The organism is Erythrobacter insulae (assembly GCF_007004095.1).
Classification (GTDB): domain Bacteria; phylum Pseudomonadota; class Alphaproteobacteria; order Sphingomonadales; family Sphingomonadaceae; genus Erythrobacter; species Erythrobacter insulae.
This window is the reverse complement of the sequence record NZ_VHJK01000002.1, coordinates 279601-299993: the sequence shown is the minus strand read 5'-3', so window position 1 is coordinate 299993 and position 20393 is coordinate 279601. Positions and strand designations below refer to the sequence as shown.

Below are 20393 nucleotides of genomic sequence, written 5' to 3'. Positions count from 1 at the left end.
GAGCCTTCGCCGAGCAGCGCGGCGCTGCCGGTTTGGGCGCCCAGAACCGCATCTTCTTCACGCAGATACGTGTACTGCGCGTTGACCGACAGGTTCTTGGTTACTTTTTGCTCGACCCCGATTGTCAGGGCTTCGGCTTCGCGGGCACCGAGCTGGCGCTGGATGTTGCGCTCGATTTCCGAGACCCCGTCGAGATCGCGCCAGTCTTCGCGTTGCTGGCTGTAGCCGACGCTGAGAGTGGTGGCCTTGAGCGGGCTATAGGTTGCTCCGGCGAATGTCTCACCCGAAGCCAGACCAAGAACCGGGTTTACGCCGCCTGTCTCATGATCGTGATCGCTGATGATGCCAAAGTTGTTCCCGGCAAGGGCAAGTGCGCCCTGACCATGACCGAGCGTGAAGGACATGGTGCCTGACGGATCAGCCAGCGTTGCCGCGTTGTGCACCGGACGCATCGCGCCATCATCGCTGAACTGCGGGGCGATGGCATCAAAGCGCATCGACCATTGACCGTCTGTACCGGCGGAGTTTGAGCGTATCTGGCTGATGCCGTGCTTACCATCGCCATCACGGTCACCGCCATTGCTAAGCAGCCAGTTGGCAAAACGATCCGACACAAAATCCTGCAAACGCTGATACCCATTGCCAAGCGCATTGGTGCTTTTGCCGTAGGTGAAGGCAGACATCGGGATCGAGAAATCGCGATAGGTATCGCCGATATTCTCGTAACCGGTGAAGAACACATTGTCGGTATCCCACCAGCTAGGCACGCCGCCACTCAAAAGCGAGAGCGCACTATAATTCGAGCCGTACCAGTAGCTACCGATTTGCCGATAGAGTTTGAAATCCAGATTGCCAAAGTCCAGCGGTGCCTGTGATGCTGTCACATCAAGCAGACCGTGACCATACACCGCATCCACACCAGGCGCGCCGAGATCCTGAGCCGAACGGAAGATAATCTCGGTCGTCTCATGCGGATTATTGGCAAGCCATGGCCAGCGATCATGCAAGAGCGAGATCGCGCCCGAGACCAGCGGTGCCGCAAACGACGTACCCGAACGGCGTACCACGCCGCCATGGCCATCCGAAACCAAGATCAATTCACCCGGTGCAACGATGAAGCGGTCCATGAGCCGGTTGTTGGTGTTGCAAGCACCGCCATCGGTCAAACAGCCCGTACCCGGACGGTTGGAGAAACTTGAAATCTCACCGTTCAATCCAAGCGATCCGACAAAGATCAATGCTGTTTGATCTGCATCGTTGAATTCGATGTTGGTGTTTTGCGTCACGCCTTCGTTACCGGCGGCGAATACAAAGACGGTATCGTTGTAGTAATTGTCTACGTCCCAGCGATACAGGAAGTCTGCGGTGCCCTTGGTGAAAATCCACCCCGGTTCGCCGAGTGACAGGTTGACGACGCTGACATCGCCAGCGCTGGACTGGATCTGTTTCAAAGCAACGAAACCGTCGGCGACCTCATCCCAGCTGGTTGCACCGTTATGGTCAAACGGGTTGTAGGTTGCGATGTTAACATCCGGAGCGATGCCCATGATGCCAACACCGTCATGCGCACCAGCGATCAAACTGGCAACGCCGGCTCCGTGTCCGCCGACGGAGTTTTGTCCGCCGCCAGCCCAGACAATGTTTTCGCCAAGATCGGCATCCGAGGCAAAGCTGCCGTCAATGATGCCGATAACGGTTTGGCGACCTGAGCCCTGAATCTGCGTGACGCGCGGGGTCCAGTTGACCGTGCTCATCCAATGATCGACCTGATCGATGCCCGAATACTGGTTCAGGCTGTCATGCCAATCGAGGAAGAAGGCGGTGCGATCCGCTTGAGAAAAGCCTGCGAGTGTGAATTTCTTATCGAGGTCAATTCCGTAACGAGCCAAAAATTCATCGACGAATCCTGTGCGGAAATTGACGCCGGTTTGATCCGTATATGCAGCTCCGAACTGGGCCTCTGCCTGATCGATCAGGTTTCGCAATTCGTTGACGATTTTGCCCGGCGTGCCGTCATATTCCAAACGATATACGCCGCCATCCTTTTCGTAGCGAAGCTTTTTCCAGACGCTATCGGTGGCTGCAATTTGCGTGCCCGCGCTTTTCCAGTAGTCGCCCAGTGTCTCGAGACGGTTGGCATCAAATGCGACGATATCGCCCCAGAATGCATCAATATCACCCCAGAACGCACCGATGTCGCCATAGAACGGGCTGATGTCACCCCAGAACGGGCTGATGTCGCCATAGAACGGGCTGATATCCCCCCAGAAGGCGCCAATGTCGCCATAGAATGGGCTGATGTCGCCCCAGAACGCATCGATATCACCGTAGCGCGGATCAATGCTGCGGGTTGTGACCACGCGAGCATCCGATGGTGCCATGCTTGATGCAGGAAGCGTCAGCAGCCCCTCTGGCGCGTCAAACACGATGTTCGCGCCGCCAAGAGCGTTAACCGCCGCCGCTTCTATGCTGATCGGTGCGATGGTCTCTGGCAGAACAACCGGCACAGCTTCGTCTGACACGGCGGGCGCGATGGTCTCACTCGCGCTGACGTCACTTTCGAAAGATGCGGTGACCGAAGGGCTTTCGGCGAACAGCATGGTGTCCAGTTCGGGCGCCACATACGGCTGCGCCTCGCTCGCGCTCGCCGTGCTGGCAAGCGAGATGGCGACGGCTGCTGTCGCGGTGTTGATGAACAATGACTTCATGGCTTCAATCCGTTGTTTGCGGGCGCTTTGAATGCACCAATCATGCATCGGTAATAGCCGAAGAGGTTCTCGTGTTTCGTTGAGCGGAAGGGTTAAGATAGTAACAATTTCAAAGGCTCAGCGAACGCCAGCCTAGGTGATTATCCGCGGCAGGAATGGCAGCGCGGTGCGCCTCGCAATTCTTAATTTTTGGTAAAACCGCCCGCTTGGCCGATCTGCCCCCAATTCTTACCCAGCTAAAAATGTTGAGGGTTTGGAGGTTCGGATTGGGCTTCGATGGAACTCGCCGAATCGCCTTGCAGCGATCATTGCCGGTGGTCAGCGGGGGCGTTTTATGCTGATGGCAAAGGCCTCGGCAATCCGCCGGTTGAGCTGGAAGCGCTCCTTAGTCTCTCCCGTCCGCGTGTGCGTGCACACACGCATCACAAAGCGCGGCCATACCCTTGCTCGCGACTTCGTATAGGTTCACAACGGGATAGACAAAGATCGATAGTGTAAGAGAGATTCTAGATTATTTGAATAAACTATTGTTCTAAAAGTCAATTGGGGGATTGATTTGGCCAAGGCAATCGAACAGGCTGCGGATAAAGCGGCTCCGTCTTTATGGACAAAGTTCGCCTATGGGTTCGGGTCGGTTGCTTACGGAACAAAGGACGCTGGTCTCAAATACTTCCTGCTGTTGTTCTACTCCCAGGTTATGGGGATGGATTCCCGATTGGTCAGCCTGGCTATTCTGGTCGCGCTGATCTTTGATGCGGTTAGTGATCCGATTGTCGGATATTGGTCGGATAATTTGCGCTCCCGATGGGGGAGGCGTCACCCGTTCATGTATGCCGCCGCAATCCCGGTCGCCGTCAGTTATTACTTTATCTGGATACCGCCATCGGGAATGAGTGAATTTGCCATGTTCTGGTATGTCGTTGTTTTGGCGATCGTAATCCGAACATTTATTACGATCTACGAGACACCCAGTACCGCTTTGGCGCCCGAGCTGACCGATGATTACGATGAGCGAAGCAGCATTTTGAGCTTTCGCTATTTTTTTGGGTGGTTTGGCGGCAACGCGATGACTGTGATTGCCTTTGCCGTGATTTTTCCTGCATTCGCGACGGCGGCAATTGAAAACGGCCAGTTCAATCCCGATGCCTATGAACGATATGCGCTGCTTGGATCGTGCGTTATCTTCATTGCGATCATGGTTTCGGCGCTGGGCACGCACAGCTATATCCCCAAATTGCGCGCAGCGCCTCCGAAGCGCGATATGACGCTTGGAATGATTTTCAAAGATATCTACCAAACCATTGCGGGAAAATCATTTTTTGCACTTTTCATTGCATCCTTGTTAGCCTTCTCTGCAAGCGGTCTGTCTGCCGGTTTGGCGTTCTATTTCTCGACCTATTTCTGGGGGTTTACCCCGGCGCAAATAGGTGCGGTGACATTCGGCGTGTTTCTCTCTGCGTTTCTGGGCGGGGCATTGGCCCCTATCGTCACGCGAAAGTTGGGCAAGAAGCGCGGGGCGTTGATTGTGGGTCTGGTCGCGTTTGTTGGCGCGCCGATGCCGATTTTTCTGCGCTTGATTGATGTGCTGCCGCCAAATGGAACGCCTGAAATATTCTGGATCGTTCTGGTCACCCAGACGATCGATGTCGGTTTGATCATTTGCTATCAAATTCTCGCTGCATCAATGATGGCGGATCTGGTTGAGCAGGGCGAGCAGGCGACCGGGCGGCGGTCAGAGGGGCTCTTCTTTGCAGCGGCGACTTTCATGCGCAAATTCGGGGAAGGTTTCGGAATTGTGATCGCCGGGTTTGTTCTGTCCATCGCCGGGGTGGCTGCGGGTGCGCAGCAGGGCGAATTAAGCGAGGACACTTTATGGATGCTTGGCGCTGTTTACGTGCCCACCATCCTGATCTTGTTCCTGAGTGTGATCGCGATCGTAAGTCTGTACGATATTGACCGGGCTAAACACGAAGAGACGCTCCGCAATCTGGCGGCCCGCAAATCCGCCGCTTCCAATCCCAAATAATCGAGAAATTTCCGACAAAAAACATAAAGTTCCGATTTTAACATACTAATAAATCGAATGAATTGGTTATATTGTCTATATGATTTGGAGCTTTATCTGACAGGCAGTTTCACTGATTGATGGCAAGATCGTTTATGGAGCGCTTGCCTGCGCCCGCGCGGGCAACAGATGATTGGCCAGTTGATTCCGGTCATTTTGATGAAGCTGTTGTTCATCGCCGAGTAAGTGCTTCCAATCCATCTGAATTATGCAATACTGATACAGGTTGAAACACGAAAACCTCCGGGGGGAGTCGGTAATGATCATGTCGCGCAAAGCATTTCAAGCAGTCCGGGCGGGTCTTTTGCTCGGCTGTGCGAGCGCTCTTACGACAGGTTTGATTGTTCCTGCGGCAAGCCAGCAAGTGTTCGTGGGCGATAATGGTATATATGGCCAGAACGTCGCGCGCGCAGATTATGAAGGCGGATCAATTCGCCAGATCAGCGCGACCGAATGGGGGGAATACGACACAAACGGGAATCTCCAGCACACCTATCGTGAGACTTCGCGCGATGATTGGGCGGTCGAGATGTGGGACGAAAGCCGCAAAGTGTGGATTTCGGTCAATATGCTTTATGGCATAATCAATCGCACAGATCCGGGCGGCAGCCACGGACATATATTGGGCACGATTATCAGCGCGACAGCCAATGCGTCCAACCCCAAAGTTGCTCTGCCGGCGCCACCTGATGGCGAAGGAGACTGGTATCGAAAGCGGTTTGTGAATTCCTCGCAATCCTCGTCCACGCCGCCATGGCAAGGTGGACAGTCCCAACAGCTGGGCCAGGCGCCAGCGCCTTCGCCGCCACCGTGGCAAGGCGGACAATCGCAACCGATGGAGCCCCGGCAACCGCCAGCCAATGGCGGCGGCTGGGCAAATCAGCAGCAGCCGCAGCCGCCGCAACAGGGCGGCAATGGCTGGGCCAGCCAACAGCAGCCGCAACAGCCGCAACAGGGCGGCAATGGCTGGGCCAGCCAACAGCAGCCGCAACAGCCGCAACAGGGCAGCAATGGCTGGGCGAGCCAGCAGCAGCCGCAACAGCCGCAACAGGGCGGCAATGGCTGGGCGAGCCAGCAGCAAACCCCTCAACAACCGCCCTCTCAACAGGGAGGCAATGGCTGGGGTAATCAACAACAACCCCAGCAAAACGGCGGTGGCGGCTGGGCCGGCAATCAACCGCAACAGCCACAGCAGAATGGCGGCGGGTGGAACAACTCGCAGCAGCCTGCGCAAACCACCAATAGCGGCGGCTGGGCAAACAACACGTCGTCTTCAGGCACCGCAAAGCCTTGGGAAAAAACGGGCGATGGATTTAACGGCACAAACAATTCGAACACGGGATCGGGATTCGGCGGCGCCGATGCGGTTGATCCATTTGAAGAAATTGTGGGGGTTTGGGTTGAAAGCAACAAACCCTATCGCAGCGAAGCCAGTAATAACGGCAATTTGGTCGCCTGGACCGGGCCCAGGCTGGTTCGGTTCAAGAAAGTCTCTGATACATCAATCGCGATCCAGTCCGATTTGTTTGCGTGGGACCTTTTGCAAAAGACGGGTCCGGGCAAATATTCAGGTCGCGGTATAACAGTCTCGATCAGCAAATCGGGCAGCAGCGAGTATATGCAGATATCCGGCGGGCGCAGCGGCGGATCGTTTGAGCCTGCACGCACCGCCGATGGGGGCTTGTCCAAAGCCCGCTTTTCCGAAGAAGTGCAGGGTTCTCGCGATGATCGCCGCGGTCTATTCAATCAGGATGGGCTTACCCGTGAATGGAACAACAATTTTCACAGCTATGATGCCTTGAACATGAATCTGTTCAATGCGGCCGCCGGTCGCAAGGTGCAGATCTTCAAGCAGCCCGGCAGCTTCGATTACGCCGTAGATGACAATATCAATCTTGGTTTGCCTTATGGTCTGCGCGGGAATCGCGTGCGGTCCAGTTCATCGCGCCAAACCGAGGCTTTGATTACGAACGCAGCCGAATTTCAGAAAACCATGTCGATGAGCTTTGGCGGCGGGATCAAACTGCCGAAAGTGGGCTTTGGCGTGAATTATTCGAGAGAGAAAACCGCAGGCACCAGCACGCGCAGCAGCAGCCTGAATGCGATCGGTATTGCTCGCATTGAACGATACGCATTGATCCTCGATCCGCCCAACATCCAGCTTTCGGATAATTTCAAACGGGCAATCGATCAGCTCGCCAATGGCCGGATGACAGCGCGGCAATTCCGCGAGACCTATGGTTCGCATTATTCCAAAGCGATTGTGTATGGCGGGCTTGGCAAAGCTGAAAAAACGATGACGTCTGAACAAGTCGCCAGCTTTGTTTCTGAAAAGTATCAGGCGGGCGGAGAGGGTAACCTAAAGGGTGCCAATCTAAGCGGCAGTTTCGGCGAGTCCAAAAGCTCTTCGAACAGCAATGAATCTGTCTTCACCCGCGATGAATTCGAAGCCGTCGGCGGATCGGGTTCGATGAGTTTCTCCGGCTGGTCGGTAAGCGATGCCGATACGGTCCCGGTACGCTATGATCTGCGACCGCTTTCTGATCTGATCAACCCGATCTTTCTCGACATATCAACCTATGAAGATCTGACCAAATACCTCAAAGCCTACAATGCCTTGAAAGCGGAGATTGACAATTATGTCGAAAGCGCTCCGAAACTAAGCAACCGTACCGTTGGCCCCAAGATCTACGAGATTTTTGTCGACCGTCTGTATTGCACGAATAAAGGCGATAACGATGGCAACTCGGCTTATGTCTACGGCAAATTCACTCTGCTGTACCGCGGCGATGCGCGCGATTCACAGTCGATTACGCTGATGGATTCTAGCGAGAATGGGCAAAAGATGTTTTGCGGGTCCGGAGCGAGCGGCGCGCAGAGAATTGGCAAGAAGGCGCTGGTGACGGTTACGGCGAATTCGCAATATTCCGGCGGCGGCGATCATGGCTGGATGGGCTTTGTCTCGACCCAGGCGTCTTATGAAGACGAGGGCTGGAAAGATAAGCAGGACCCGATTGCTCCGCTTCCGGGAATGGGGCGGCTGTTCCCGATTGCCACGAAAGCCAACGGAAAAATCCAGAAGGAAATTTATGGATTGTATCCCGCTCCGAACTTGGTGCTTGAATACACGATCCGGGAGTTGAAATGATGGTTACGCGTTTGGCTTTGACGATGGCGGCAATGGCTATTACGATGCCGCAGACTGTGTCTGCTCAGCCGGCTGGGCAGTCGCAAAATACGCAGCAATCCTATATTCCGCTGATGTTCCCGTTCAACGGAAACGAAGGGCTGGTTTTGCCGACTGCTGAAGCGCTTGAATTGCAGGGACGCGGGACGATTGAATTTTGGGTGTCTGCCAAATGGTCGCAGCCGCTCGATTATGATCCGGTGATTATGGCGTATACCGGCCCGTTCGGGACGCGGTTCTCCTTCAATATTGCTGGCGATAAAAGCGGGTTTGGCATCGCCGCGGGCGAATTCTACGATGGTGTCGCGTTCGATTTTTCGGATGGGAGGCCGCATCATGTCGCGGTGATCACGGTCGGCGATGTGACTGATGTGTATATTGATGGTGAACTGCAGGCGGCATTTGGGTTCACTTTTGCCGACAATCCGGTTGACCGTTTCACGATTGGTTCGATCGGCGGATACTCGCCATTTATCGGAGAAATCGGACAGGTCCGCATTTGGGATGAACCGATCGAGGTCAACGTCCTGAATTATTTCGCGATGAGGCCGCTCGACATCAGCGGACCAAACGCACACCCGGATATTGATTCTCTGGTCGGGATGTCAGCGTTCGGCAATCCCGAAACTCGGGGGTTCATCTTTGTTGGTGAACCGGCCGAACCGAACCTGACCTTCGATTTCACCCCGCCCCAACCCATAATTCCGCTCGGTGAATAAGGCGGGCCGATAATGTGGGCTTTTAATGCCAGCCAGTCAGGCTGTTGCAGGTCTGCGAGCACAATTCCTTCAGGAGTAATGTGATGCAAATTCTTCTTCGTCTAGCGGCTGCGATCGCGATCACCGGTATCGTGGCGGCGGCTCCGGTTGAGCCGGTTTCAGCGCAGAAATTCAAAGGCGCGGGTAAAGTCAAAACCCCCAAGAAACCGCAAAGTTTCAAGGCCGCAAAGGCTATTACAAAGAATTTCAAACAGCGCGGAAAAACTGCCTATAACAATCTGAAAGCGACCTACCGTTCGGAGGCGCGCAATCGCCAGGTCATGGAGCAGGCGCGCAGCAATTACTTTAACGCTCGCGATAATTTTCGTGCCAATCGCTCACAGGCGAATCAGAATGCGATGAACCAGGCGTATGGCGCGTACGCACAACGTAAAGTGCAACACGACAATGCGCTAAACGCATGGCGTTCAGCCAAGACCGAAGTGCGCGCTCTTCGCGATATTCAGAATTCCGCATTGAATGCTGCGAACCCGCGCCCGAGCGGCGCAGCAAGCCCGCGTCCGGCGCCTCGGGGACAGCCTCAGATCAACCCGCAGCGCCGCGTTGCAAATCAACGTCAAGGCGCCAGCATGGTGCAAAACCCCCGCCAGATTTTTCAGCAGGGCAATCGAATGGCCGTGCGCGATCCGCAGGCCACCTTGGCGCAGCCGATCGGCAATGCGGCCAATTTCCCTACGGCTGCGCTCGGGAATAATCCGCCCCAGCAATTGGGGAATATCAATTTGAACCAGAACCCATACACCCCTGTTTCGAACAGCATTTTTCGGACGGAAGGTTATACGCTGCCACCGCCTCCGGCGAATGCGGGGCAGCAGACCTTTGATGCGCCCCGGATCCTTCAAAATGGATACGAAGATTTCCGCTCACCTCTTTGATACGCCAAAAACAGGGGCAAGATATGCAATCATCGCTGCTCGAACGGACGCGATCGGATGGATTTCGGTACAAGACCCATGGCCTATTCCTCCTGAGCTTGTCTGCCTTCGCACTTTCAGCGTGTTCGGAGGCTGAAAGCGAACCGTCGGCAGAGACCGGTGCGCCTGCAGTAATGGAAAGCAATTGGGACGGTGTAACCAAGGCGAAAGCTGACAACATCGTCACTCTCGAAATGCCCGAAATACCGGCCGGTATCCTCGTCAATGGCGAACCTGCCAAGGTCAATATCGGTTTTGGTGAGGTCAAAGTCTTGATTGAAGCCGATGAAACAGGGTTGTCCTGCCAGAACAGTTATATCGTGACCTTTGCGAGCGGTGAGAAAGGCCAACTGCTTGCCAATCATTGTCACGGCGATGCGCGCTTCAAGATAACGCCGGGCGAGATGACAGAAGAGCTGGTGACCAAGGCAGACGTCGATAATCCCGACGACGACATTGAGGTTGAAAGCGAGCTTCCCGAGCCGGGCACATCTCTTGCCATGGGGTGGAGCGCCAATGGTTTTGAACAGCTTCCCGATCGCTATAAATGGATGGGCGGTCAAGGTGATGACGCGTTTTTCGCACTTGGTGTTCCGGAAACCGATGACAGCGTCTGGGTTAGCAGATGCGATAAAGGTCAATTGGTCAGCATGGTTTTCGTCAATGACGATAAACTGGCTGAGAACGCCAAAAGCACGTTGACGGTTGAAACCGATAAAGGCGCCCAGAAATCGTATGCGGTGAAAGCCGAAGAAAGCGGCATGGGTCCGGCTTATGTCGTGCGCAACAAAGCGGGCGCGGGTCCCTTGACCCAAATGCTTTCCGGCGATTGGCTTTATTTACAAATGGGTGAAGGTGACGGCGCCGGTAAAGTTCGGATTTCGCTTTCCGGTGCGCGCGATAAAGCCTCAGCCATGCTGAAAGCCTGCTGAGCAACGGCTGGTATGAACGGATTTACTCGCAGGCAAGCCGTAACATGGACCGCGGCGGGAACGCTGGTTTCGGCATGCAGCGGCTCTAACGCGGGTTCCGGGCCACGGATTGCGGTGATTGGCGCGGGCATTGTCGGCGCTTCGATTGCCTATCATCTTGCCAAGGGCGGGGCGCAGGTCACCATTCTGGACCGCCACGACGCCGCAACGCGCGCAAGCCGCGGCACATTTGCATGGCTCAACGCGACATGGGCGAAACAACCGCGGCATTATCACCGTTTGAACCAGTTGGGGCTTGCCCGATGGCAGGAGCTTGAGAAGGAGCTCGGCATTCCCGTTAAATGGGGCGGATCAATCGAATGGTTCGGCGATGCAGACCGTCAGGATTTGTTGGCGCGACAGATCGCCGAACAGGTTGCGTGGGGAGAGCCAGCCGCGATGATCGGGCCAGAGCGCCTTGGCGAGCTTGAGCCGAAAGTAAATTTCGCCGGAGTCCGGACAGCGGCATTTTCCCCCAATGACGGCGCGGTTGATCCTGTTCTGGCGACACGCAGCATGATCGACGCGGCGGCGAAATTGGGCGCGGTGATTAAAACCAATTGCGCTGTCCTGTCGGCTGCGACGTCGCGAGAAGGCGCAAGCATCCTGCAAACCGATTGCGGAGATCTGGAAGTCGATGCCTATGTCTTGGCGACGGGCGCGGATCCTGATGCGGCGCAGGCGCTTGCCAATATGGATCTTCCTCAGCGCAGCACGCCCGGCGTGATTGTTGTCACAAAACCGGCAGACCCCTTGCTTGATCGAATTCTTGTTGCGCCGGGTGTGCACATTCATCAACGTTTGGACGGGCGCATTGTGCTGGGCGAACAAGATGGAGCACCGCAGAATAATGCGCATGCTGCGCGGCTTGCGGATCGGCCAAACCGGTTCCCGAATGCGGATTTTGCCGGCCAACATTCCAGCCGGATTATGGCCATCGCAGAACAGTTTGTGCCGGGAATAAGCAGGACCGAAATAGAGGATGTCTATATCGGCTGGCGGCCTTTACCTTTGGACGGTCACCCCGTGATGGGTTTCGCGCCGGACCGGCCAAATGCTTATATCGCCATCGCGCATAGCGGCGTTTCGCTCGCCCCGATCCTGGGCAAATTGGCTGCGCAGGAAATATTGGGGCAGAGCTCTTCCGATTTGCTCGCAGATTACAGGCCTGACCGTGATTTTGCAGAGGTGCGGCGGTATTAAGCGGCGCATTGCAAGCATTTGGATGAAGTCAAGCAAGCGTTGAAAACCGCGCATGGTCGCCGCGCATACGATTGTGCAATGCAGCAGGCTTATTGACGGCGGGTGCCAAGCCTCTATGCCTGACATGATGAAAATCGGCTCTGTCACAGGCGTTCCGCCCACGCTTGGCTCGCTATTGAGCGAAGGGCCAGTGTCCCTGTTCCTCGATTTCGATGGCACACTTGTGGAGCTTGCGCCGGGGCCGGATGCGATCGAGCCGAAAGCGGGGCTGGCAGATGCCATTGCTGAACTGGCCAATCGGCTGGATGGACGCTGCGCAATTGTGAGCGGTCGGGGTCTGGATGATATCGCAACGCATATCGGGCCTTTGCCCGTGGCAGGCGCTGGTTCACATGGCTCGGATATCCGCAACGCGGCGGGACAGCAGCTGGGTGAGGCCGCGCGAGGCCTGCCCGCTGCCATCGAACGACAATTGAAAGCGTATGCTGCACAAAATGCGCTGAATTATGAGGACAAGCCGCACGGCGGCGCGCTGCATTATCGGTCGAATCCAGACGCCGGACCCGCAGCACATGCCTTTGCCGAAAGTTTGGCAGCCAGCCATGGCTGGGCCGCGCAGAGCGGCAAATGCGTCGTTGAGATCGTGGCGAAAAGCGCGAATAAAGGCTCGGCTGTGGAGACATTCCTGCGCGAGGTTCCGTTTGCGGGCTCGCGCCCTTTCTTTGTTGGCGATGATTTGACCGATGAAGCTGGCTTTGCTGCGTGTATTCAAGCTGGCGGGGCCGGCATTCTGGTTGGAGAAATCCGCGAAACCAGCGCCGCCTATCGGCTTCCCGATGTAAACTCTGTTCACGAATGGCTTCACTTATGACTGAAACGCGTCTTCCGAACCTTGAGCTTTGGCCGATTGGCAATTGCCAGGTATCCGGCCTGATCGATCAGAGCGGTGCTCTGGTTTGGGGCTGTGTGCCGCGGGTTGATGGTGATCCGGTTTTCTCGTCATTGCTTAATGGCGAGCAGCGCGATGCAGGGATCTGGCGGTTTGAGCTGGAAGGCCAGGTTTCCGCAAAACAGGAATACATCCGCAATACGCCCAATCTGGTGACAACCCTGGAGGCCAAAGACGGCAGCGCGGTCGAGATTTTGGATTTCTGCCCCCGTTATGAGCGGTCTGGCCGGATGTATCGCCCTGTCGCCTATTCGCGGATCGTCCGCCCTATATCGGGCAATCCCCGCATTAGAGTAATTCTGAACCCGGTTAAGGATTACGGCGCTCAGGTTGCCGAGACGACCCATGGTACCAACCATATTCGCTATCTGGTCGGGCCGCAGGCGCTGCGGCTTTCGACCGATGCTCCGGTTGGGTACATCGTCGAAGGGCGCACGTTCAGGATCGAAGACGATACGCACTTTTTCCTTGGCCCGGACGAGCCATTTGTCGGAAATGTGCGCAATGAAGTGCGCGGAATGGAGCAGCGCACGCGCAAATATTGGCAGAGCTGGGTGCGCGGCCTTCACATACCGTTTGAATGGCAAGAGGAGGTTATCCGCTGTGCTATCACGCTGAAATTGTGCCAGCATGAAGAAACCGGCGCGATTGTCGCGGCGCTTACTACCTCTATCCCAGAGGCTGCCCATTCGGAGCGCAATTGGGATTACCGTTATTGTTGGATACGCGATTCCTATTATACTATTCAGGCGCTTAACCGCCTTGGCGCTTTGGATGTGATGGAGAAATATCTCGGCTATCTGCGCAACATTGTCGATGGTGCGCGCGGCGGACAGATCCAGCCGTTATATTCCGTGATGGGCGAAAGCGAGCTGGATGAAACCACCGCGAGTTACCTTGCCGGGTATCGCGGCATGGGACCCGTGCGGCGCGGCAATGCCGCCTACAAACAAATTCAGCACGATTGTTATGGTCAGATTGTTCTTCCCAGTGTGCAGAGCTTTTTTGACAAGCGCCTGCTTCGTCCCGCTGATGATCACGATTTTGAAAACCTCGAACAGGTCGGGAAAATGGCATGGGCAATGCACGATCAACCCGATGCCGGGCTGTGGGAATTCCGCACCCGAGAAGAAGTCCATACCTATTCCGCTGTCATGAGCTGGGCCGCCTGCGACCGGCTGGCGAATGTTGCTGATCACCTTGGGAAGGCCGATCGCGCAGCGATCTGGCGGGAACGTGCCAACAGCATTCGCGAGAAAATCGAAGCCGAAGCGTGGAAAGATGATGGCAAGGGCGGCGGCCATTACGGGGCGAGTTTCGAAAGCGATTATCTGGATGCCAGCCTGCTACAAATGGTCGAGCTGCGCTTTGTTGCGCCAGACAATGAACGTTTCCAGCAGACCTTTGCCGCCGTTGAAGAACATTTAAGACGCGGAGATCACATGCTGCGTTATGCCGCAGAAGATGATTTTGGCGCGCCCGAGACAGCGTTTAATGTCTGCACATTCTGGCTGATTGAGGCATTGCATCTGGCCGGACGCGATGATGAGGCGCGGACATTGTTCAACACAATGCTCAGCCATACGACCGGATCGGGTCTTTTGTCAGAGGATCTGGATTATGAAACCGGCGAGCTTTGGGGCAACTTCCCGCAGACCTATTCGCTCGTTGGGGTGATAAACTGTGCCGGTTTGCTTTCCAAATTGTGGAGCGATGTGAGATAAGGGCACGATGAACCGTCTAGTTGTCATTTCGAACCGTGTTGCCGTACCCAAAGCGCGCGGGGTCGCCGGTGCGCAAGGCGGACTGGCGGGGGCTCTTAATGCAGCACTGAAAGACTATGGCGGTTTATGGTTCGGTTGGTCTGGTCAGGAAAGCGAGGACCGGACTGGCAACATGAATCTTCAGCGCAGTGATGGTGTAACGACCGCGACCATCGATTTGTCGTCGCGCGATATTGATGAATATTATAACGGTTACGCCAATTCGACGCTTTGGCCCTTGTTCCATTACCGGATCGATCTGACCGAATATGAGAACGAGACGGGCAAGGGCTATGAACGCGTTAATGAGCGTTTTGCCGAAAGCGTCATGCCGTTGATTGAGGAAGAGGACCTTGTCTGGGTTCACGACTATCATCTGATCCCGCTGGGGGAACGGCTGCGCGCTCGCGGAGCGAAGAACCGGATCGGCTTTTTCAGCCACATTCCATGGCCTCCGACCCGGCTCCTGACATCTTTGCCGTTCCACGAGCGGTTGGTTGAGACGATGCTCGCTTATGATCTCATCGGATTTCAAACCGGCGAGTGGCTGAGCAGTTTTTTTCATTATTGCGAGACCGAATTGAAGGCGGATGTCGACCAGACGACGGGCCGCATAACGCATAAGGGACGCACCGCTATCGCGCGGGCTTATCCCATCGGCATTGACTGGGACCATTTCCAGAAACAGGGCAAAACCGATGAAGCGAAAGACGCTGAAAAGCGCCTGCTCGAATCCCTTCGTAATCGTACAGGTATGATCGGGGTGGACCGGTTGGATTATTCCAAGGGTTTACCAGAGCGGATCGACGGTATTGGCCGGTTTTTTGACCAGCATCCCGAGCGCACCCGCGATCTTATTTTCATCCAGATTGCCCCGCCAAGCCGCGAGGATGTGAATAGCTATCAAAAAATCCGGGCGGTGCTCGAACAGAAAACCGGTCAGATCAACGGTGCGCGTTCCGAAGTCGATATCGTTCCGATCCGCTATGTGAACCAAGGATACAGCCACGCTGAATTGTACGGTTTTTTCCGGGCATCCAAGATCGGTATGGTCACACCGCTGCGCGACGGAATGAACCTTGTCGCCAAAGAATACATCGCGGCTCAGGATCCAGAGGATCCCGGCGTGTTGCTGCTGTCGGATTTCGCCGGTGCGGCGCAGCAATTGGACTGCGATGGACAGGGTGCCTTGATGGTGAACCCGCACAGTCCGGATGCACTAGCCAGGGCAATTCAGACCGCCCTTGATATGCCGTTAAACGAACGGAAAAGCCGGTATGAGGCGATGATCGGAACGATCCGGGATGACAATGTGCAGGACTGGACAAACAATTTTTGCAGCGATCTTGCGGCGGATTAATCGTTAGACCCACCGCTGCTCCAGCGGGCGAGCCGGCTCCAGAAACCCGGCATCACGAGCCACCCTTGTCTTTAGGTCAAGGTGCCGCCCACCCGTTTTTGCCAGCACACGGTCAATGCGATCAGTCAGAATAGCGCCGGTAAACGGTTTGCGGATGTAATCCTGCGCTCCGGCATAAATTGCCCTGTTTTCGTCCTCTGCCCCGCTCATCGCAGTGAACATGATAACCGGCAAATCGTAAAACCTGGCCGAACCGCGCATTCGCCGAAGCAAGCTGACCCCTGAAATGCCGGGCATGTCCTGGTCGAGCAGCAGCAAATCGGGGCGGCGCTGTTCCATTAACGCCCATGCGTCCTCTCCATTGGTCACCCAACCGCAGGCGTGGCCTGCATCAATCAACAGGTCGCTCGCCAATTCAGCGACCAGTTCGTCATCATCCGCGATCATTATGCGAGCCATAGTGAGCCTTCCAAGTTGAATTGAGGCCCACCGGGGCCGTGAAAATTATGACTATCGCTGAATTTACCAAGTTGGCGCTGAGACAAGGGTACGGGCCGCTACGTAAACAAGTGCAGTCCCTGCGGTTTGTGCGTCAGCGGTTGTGCAGGTGCGGCGGCACTGCCACTAAAGCTGATGATGATTCGAGAGACTAGACCAGACCCGTTCCTTCCCACCGAAGGCATTCATAATCTGCGTGATTATGGCGGCTATGCCGTTACCGGCGGTGGCCGGGTAAAAACCGGGCTGCTGTATCGCTCCGGACAACATATGGAGGCGAGCGACGGCGATCTCGATACGCTCCATAACCTTGATATTCGGACCATCATCGATTTCAGAGGCAAGAGCGAACGGTCTAGTTTTCCGTGCCGGCGGCATGATGCCTTCACCTCGGAAGTGATCGCATATGACGGAGAGACAACCAGTTCTCCCCCACACGAGGGCGGCTTGGACAAGTCCGATATGACAGCCGAAAAGGCGCGTCAGCGTATGCTATCGGTCTATACGCGGATGCCGGTAAACCCTGCGATGATTGACATGTTTGCCCAATATTTCGGTGCCTTGGACAGCCGCGATGGCGCCAGTCTGATCCATTGTTTTGCTGGTAAAGATCGAACCGGCGTCGCGGCCAGCCTGCTTCTGCATACGTTGGGTGTGCATCACGATGATATCGTGCACGAATTCCTGCTGACGAACGAAGCGCCGACGCAGCATATCTTGGAGCGGCAATCTTTACCCCGGATGGAAGCACATTACGATTCGATTGAACCGGGCGCGGTGCGCAATCTGATCGGTGTGCTGCCCGAGTATATCGATACCTATTTTGCCGAGGTCACAAGAGATCACGGTTCCATCGACACGTATCTTGCGCAAATATTAGGTGTGGATGAGGCAAGGAAAGCTCGTCTGATCGAGCGTTACGTGGGCTGACATTTCGGGCTGTATCGCCCATATCGTTACCTCAAACATTCAAAGTATAACGAGACTTATTATGGCTACTCATCGCACCAAGATGTTGATTATTGGCTCCGGCCCGGCGGGATATAGCGCTGCGATTTATGCTGCGCGCGCTATGCTGGAACCGATTGTGGTGCAAGGTCTGCAGCCGGGCGGTCAGCTGACTATTACAACCGACGTCGAAAATTATCCCGGTTACCGCGAGGTGGTGCAGGGGCCGTGGCTCATGGAAGAGATGAAGGCTCAGGCCGAACATGTCGGCACGCGCATGATGTGGGACACGATTGTCTCGGTCGATCTGGATAATGGCCCTCCCTATACCGCCATCGGTGACAGCGGCGATGAATATATCGGCGATACTGTGGTGATTTGCACCGGCGCTCAGGCCAAATGGCTGGGGGCTCCGGGTGAACAGGAATTGGGCGGTAAAGGTGTGTCGGCCTGCGCAACATGCGACGGATTTTTCTATCGCGGTAAGAAAGTTGCGGTGATCGGCGGGGGCAACACGGCTGTGGAAGAGGCGCTGTATCTAACCAACCATTCCGACGATGTGACCCTGATCCATCGCCGCGATGAATTGCGCGCGGAAAAGATCCTTCAGGACCGTGTATTCAACAATCCCAAGATCACGACATTGTGGAACAAGACCGTGAAGAGTTTCGAAGCAGGAGAGAAAGGGACGCTCGATCATCTCGTGCTCGAAGACACGCAGACCGGTGAAACCTCAACATTGCAAGTCGATGGTGCGTTCGTCGCGATCGGCCATGCGCCTGCGACCGAGCTGTTTAAAGGAAAGCTTTCCATGGATGCCAGTGGCTATCTGGATGTGGAACCCGGCACGCCGAAAACAGCGATCCCCGGAGTGTTTGCGGCTGGCGATGTCACAGACCATGTTTACCGGCAGGCCGTTACCGCTGCCGGAATGGGCTGTATGGCCGCGTTGGATGGCGAACGCTTCCTTGCGACAATGGACGCTCAGGCACATGCAGAAGCACAAGCGGCGGAGTGATCTCCGCCGCTTGCTGCGCTTCGGCTAAATACGCATGATCATATGTGAATGTCGAAGACGATGACGCTCGCGTGGAATATCAACGCGATCAGCACCAGACTGGACAATGCGAACAGCACAAAACGCACGATAACCCTGTTCGCTGTTACCTGAACCAGACTGTGTGTCACACGAAGGCCAGTGTAAATCCAAGCCAGAAATGCATTCATCCCGGTGCCTTGGTCAAGCAGGGCAAGCACGATTACGGCAGCATAGAACACCGTAGGTTGTTCGTGTAAGTGGTTGTAATTGTCTGCTTTCCAGCTGACCTTTTCAGGCAGTTTGGCGCGTAGATCCGATCCAGTTGATCCCACAAGCTTTGACGGGGCCGGAATATCAGGCGATTTGTTCATCGCCGGAATACGGGTTGCATACATCCAGGCCCACATGATCATGGTCCAGATCATCAAAGCGACCGCCGGTTGCAAGATGTCGATATTGTTCATTGATTACGTCCGTTCGTTGAAGCTTAAGACAGCGCAGATGGATCAGCGAATGCAGTGGCCATCAAAGCGCGAATTGCCAGCGCAATCAGCACGATACTGCTCAGCAAGAACAGCACAAAGCGCACAGGTACCTTGTTCACCAGGATCTGCCAGAGGGAATGGACTATCCGCAGCCCTACATAGACCCATGCAAGCATCACGTCGGTACCTGAAGGGGCGGTGAGAGCGAGGATCACCACAACCGCATAAAACAGAGTGGGTTGTTCGTGCAGATGGGTATGATTGTGCGCGGGCCAATTCGCCTTGTCGGGGATTACACCCTCAAGATCGCCGCCTCTTACACCCGTTTTTGCAGGCAAAGTGCGTTTATCCTCGACCTTGGCAATGGCGCCAAATCGCGCCGGAATGATCCAGAGCAGTACGATAAGTGTCCACACCACCAGAACGGCGGCGGGCGCGAGCATTTGCGCTTGCATTGAGACGATCCCCTCTTCTCTCTTATGTGTCACCTCTGCGAAAGCGCGCAGGCATTGTCAAATCACCCGGCCGAAATAGTCTCTGCAAACCGCGCAGGATCGGCGTTGCCTCCTGTAATCATGAGAATTGTCCCATCATCAAGCGGCACTTTCCCTGCCAACGCCGCAGCAAGCGCGGCTGCGCCGCCCGGTTCAACAACAATCCGCAGATTGGCGAAAGCCCAGCGCTGCGCCTGACGAATATCCTCATCGCTGACCGTGATACCGGGTTCGGCGCGGTCTTTCAGCATGTCGAGATTAAGCTGTTTGGTGACATCGGGTTGCAAGGCGTCGCAAATCGTTTTGCGCGGCGTATCGGAAACACGGACCAGCTCGCCCGCCGCTATCGCTTGCCCGACCATATCCCAGCCTTCGGGTTCGACAATGTGGATCGCGGCATCGGGGCAGGCTAAACTCAAACCGACAGCCAGACCGCCTCCGCCGCAGCATGTGACGATCCGGCTTGGCGCGCGGCCCAGTTGCTCTGCCGCCTCGAGTCCTGCGGTGCCCTGGCCTTCCATGACCCAAGGATCGCCGAACGCATGGACCAGAATGCCCCCGCGCTCCTCGATCAGCTTTGCGGCTACCGCGTCACGGTCTTCGCCGGGCCGTTCATACAACACGACCTCCGCGCCGAGCGCTTTGGTGTTTGCAAGTTTCACTTCGGGGGCATCGCGCGGCATCACGATGGTTGCTTTTAGGCCAAGACGCTTTGCCGCCCATGCCACGCCTTGCGCATGGTTGCCGCTTGACACAGCGACAGCATGATCGCCGCCCAGATTGTTGAGCCGCCACCAGGCGCCTCTGATCTTGAATGCGCCGATCGGTTGCAGGTTTTCGCATTTCACATGCACCTGAACACCGCCGATTTCGATCGGGATCAACGGTGTCGGAGCAAGGGGAATAGCTTGAATGCTTTTGAGAGCAGCGGCGACGCCTTGCGCGGTCGGAATTCGTATATCTTCTTGGATCATTTGTACGCTTTAGCGCATTGGACTAGGGAGCGCGCAACAATCGAATTTGAAAGGTT

Annotated in this window: 16 protein-coding genes; 11 read left to right on the top strand and 5 right to left on the bottom strand. The window is 55.6% G+C overall.

Going from position 1 to position 20393, the window contains the following annotated elements; all coding sequences use genetic code 11:
* Positions 1–2708 (bottom strand): S8 family peptidase (locus FGU71_RS14015; RefSeq protein WP_185960327.1); only part of this gene is annotated, 2708 nt, incomplete at its 3' end.
* A gap of 556 nt (positions 2709–3264) precedes the next feature.
* Between FGU71_RS14015 and FGU71_RS14010 the strand changes: the two genes are divergently transcribed.
* The 9 genes from FGU71_RS14010 (at position 3265) to FGU71_RS13970 (ending at position 15899) form a co-directional block, all read left to right on the top strand.
* Positions 3265–4734 (top strand): MFS transporter, encoded by a 1470-nt coding sequence (locus FGU71_RS14010; protein WP_234035800.1) that lies wholly within the window; start codon positions 3265–3267, stop codon positions 4732–4734.
* A gap of 298 nt (positions 4735–5032) precedes the next feature.
* Entirely contained in the window at positions 5033–7921 is a 2889-nt protein-coding gene (locus FGU71_RS14005) for an MAC/perforin domain-containing protein (protein ID WP_142789409.1), read from the top strand.
* Complete coding sequence (locus FGU71_RS14000) at positions 7918–8679, top strand: LamG-like jellyroll fold domain-containing protein (protein ID WP_142789407.1); 762 nt, start codon at positions 7918–7920, stop codon at positions 8677–8679. Before FGU71_RS14005 ends, FGU71_RS14000 begins: the two co-directional genes overlap by 4 nt.
* Positions 8680–8762: 83 nt before the next feature.
* Positions 8763–9614: a hypothetical protein gene (locus FGU71_RS13995; protein ID WP_142789405.1), complete on the top strand. Its 852-nt coding sequence runs from the start codon at positions 8763–8765 to the stop codon at positions 9612–9614.
* Between the two features lie 98 nt (positions 9615–9712).
* Complete coding sequence (locus FGU71_RS13990) at positions 9713–10585, top strand: hypothetical protein (RefSeq protein ID WP_142789403.1); 873 nt, start codon at positions 9713–9715, stop codon at positions 10583–10585.
* A gap of 12 nt (positions 10586–10597) precedes the next feature.
* Positions 10598–11827, top strand: coding sequence for an NAD(P)/FAD-dependent oxidoreductase (locus FGU71_RS13985; protein WP_142789401.1), 1230 nt, complete (start codon positions 10598–10600; stop codon positions 11825–11827).
* 115 nt (positions 11828–11942) lie between these two features.
* Positions 11943–12698 (top strand): trehalose-phosphatase, encoded by a 756-nt coding sequence (gene otsB, locus FGU71_RS13980; RefSeq protein WP_185960326.1) that lies wholly within the window; start codon positions 11943–11945, stop codon positions 12696–12698.
* On the top strand, positions 12695–14500 hold the full coding sequence (locus FGU71_RS13975; RefSeq protein ID WP_142789398.1) for a glycoside hydrolase family 15 protein: 1806 nt from the start codon (positions 12695–12697) through the stop codon (positions 14498–14500). Before otsB ends, FGU71_RS13975 begins: the two co-directional genes overlap by 4 nt.
* 7 nt (positions 14501–14507) lie before the next feature.
* Positions 14508–15899 (top strand): alpha,alpha-trehalose-phosphate synthase (UDP-forming), encoded by a 1392-nt coding sequence (locus tag FGU71_RS13970; RefSeq protein ID WP_142789397.1) that lies wholly within the window; start codon positions 14508–14510, stop codon positions 15897–15899.
* Positions 15900–15902: 3 nt separating this feature from the next.
* On the opposite strand, the gene FGU71_RS13965 is transcribed toward FGU71_RS13970, so the two are convergent.
* Positions 15903–16358, bottom strand: a complete 456-nt coding sequence (locus tag FGU71_RS13965; protein WP_142789395.1) for a response regulator — start codon at positions 16356–16358, stop codon at positions 15903–15905.
* 174 nt (positions 16359–16532) lie between these two features.
* On the opposite strand from FGU71_RS13965, the gene FGU71_RS13960 reads away from it, so the two are divergent.
* Entirely contained in the window at positions 16533–17327 is a 795-nt protein-coding gene (locus FGU71_RS13960) for a tyrosine-protein phosphatase (RefSeq protein WP_234035799.1), read from the top strand.
* A 61-nt stretch (positions 17328–17388) separates the two neighbouring features.
* On the top strand, positions 17389–18363 hold the full coding sequence (trxB, locus tag FGU71_RS13955) for a thioredoxin-disulfide reductase (protein WP_185960325.1): 975 nt from the start codon (positions 17389–17391) through the stop codon (positions 18361–18363).
* Between the two features lie 38 nt (positions 18364–18401).
* Here the strand turns inward: trxB and FGU71_RS13950 are convergent, their stop codons facing one another.
* The 3 genes from FGU71_RS13950 to FGU71_RS13940 form a co-directional block, all read right to left on the bottom strand.
* Positions 18402–18848, bottom strand: coding sequence for an MAPEG family protein (locus FGU71_RS13950; RefSeq protein ID WP_142789391.1), 447 nt, complete (start codon positions 18846–18848; stop codon positions 18402–18404).
* A gap of 23 nt (positions 18849–18871) precedes the next feature.
* Positions 18872–19324 (bottom strand): MAPEG family protein, encoded by a 453-nt coding sequence (locus FGU71_RS13945; protein ID WP_142789453.1) that lies wholly within the window; start codon positions 19322–19324, stop codon positions 18872–18874.
* Positions 19325–19386: 62 nt separating this feature from the next.
* Positions 19387–20337, bottom strand: coding sequence for a threonine ammonia-lyase (locus tag FGU71_RS13940; RefSeq protein WP_142789389.1), 951 nt, complete (start codon positions 20335–20337; stop codon positions 19387–19389).
* Positions 20338–20393: the final 56 nt, after the last annotated feature.

Excerpts from the sequence above, each read along its gene's own strand:
- FGU71_RS13970 (WP_142789397.1), top strand. The coding sequence starts at position 14,508 with ATGAACCGTCTAGTTGTCATTTCGAACCGTGTTGCCGTACCCAAAGCG.
- FGU71_RS14005 (WP_142789409.1), top strand. The coding sequence starts at position 5,033 with ATGATCATGTCGCGCAAAGCATTTCAAGCAGTCCGGGCGGGTCTTTTG.
- FGU71_RS13975 (WP_142789398.1), top strand. The coding sequence starts at position 12,695 with ATGACTGAAACGCGTCTTCCGAACCTTGAGCTTTGGCCGATTGGCAAT.
- FGU71_RS13940 (WP_142789389.1), bottom strand. The coding sequence starts at position 20,337 with ATGATCCAAGAAGATATACGAATTCCGACCGCGCAAGGCGTCGCCGCT.
- otsB (WP_185960326.1), top strand. The coding sequence starts at position 11,943 with ATGCCTGACATGATGAAAATCGGCTCTGTCACAGGCGTTCCGCCCACG.
- FGU71_RS13960 (WP_234035799.1), top strand. The coding sequence starts at position 16,533 with ATGATGATTCGAGAGACTAGACCAGACCCGTTCCTTCCCACCGAAGGC.
- FGU71_RS13985 (WP_142789401.1), top strand. The coding sequence starts at position 10,598 with ATGAACGGATTTACTCGCAGGCAAGCCGTAACATGGACCGCGGCGGGA.
- FGU71_RS13965 (WP_142789395.1), bottom strand. The coding sequence starts at position 16,358 with ATGGCTCGCATAATGATCGCGGATGATGACGAACTGGTCGCTGAATTG.
- FGU71_RS13995 (WP_142789405.1), top strand. The coding sequence starts at position 8,763 with ATGCAAATTCTTCTTCGTCTAGCGGCTGCGATCGCGATCACCGGTATC.
- FGU71_RS13950 (WP_142789391.1), bottom strand. The coding sequence starts at position 18,848 with ATGAACAATATCGACATCTTGCAACCGGCGGTCGCTTTGATGATCTGG.
- FGU71_RS14000 (WP_142789407.1), top strand. The coding sequence starts at position 7,918 with ATGATGGTTACGCGTTTGGCTTTGACGATGGCGGCAATGGCTATTACG.
- trxB (WP_185960325.1), top strand. The coding sequence starts at position 17,389 with ATGGCTACTCATCGCACCAAGATGTTGATTATTGGCTCCGGCCCGGCG.
- FGU71_RS13945 (WP_142789453.1), bottom strand. The coding sequence starts at position 19,324 with ATGCAAGCGCAAATGCTCGCGCCCGCCGCCGTTCTGGTGGTGTGGACA.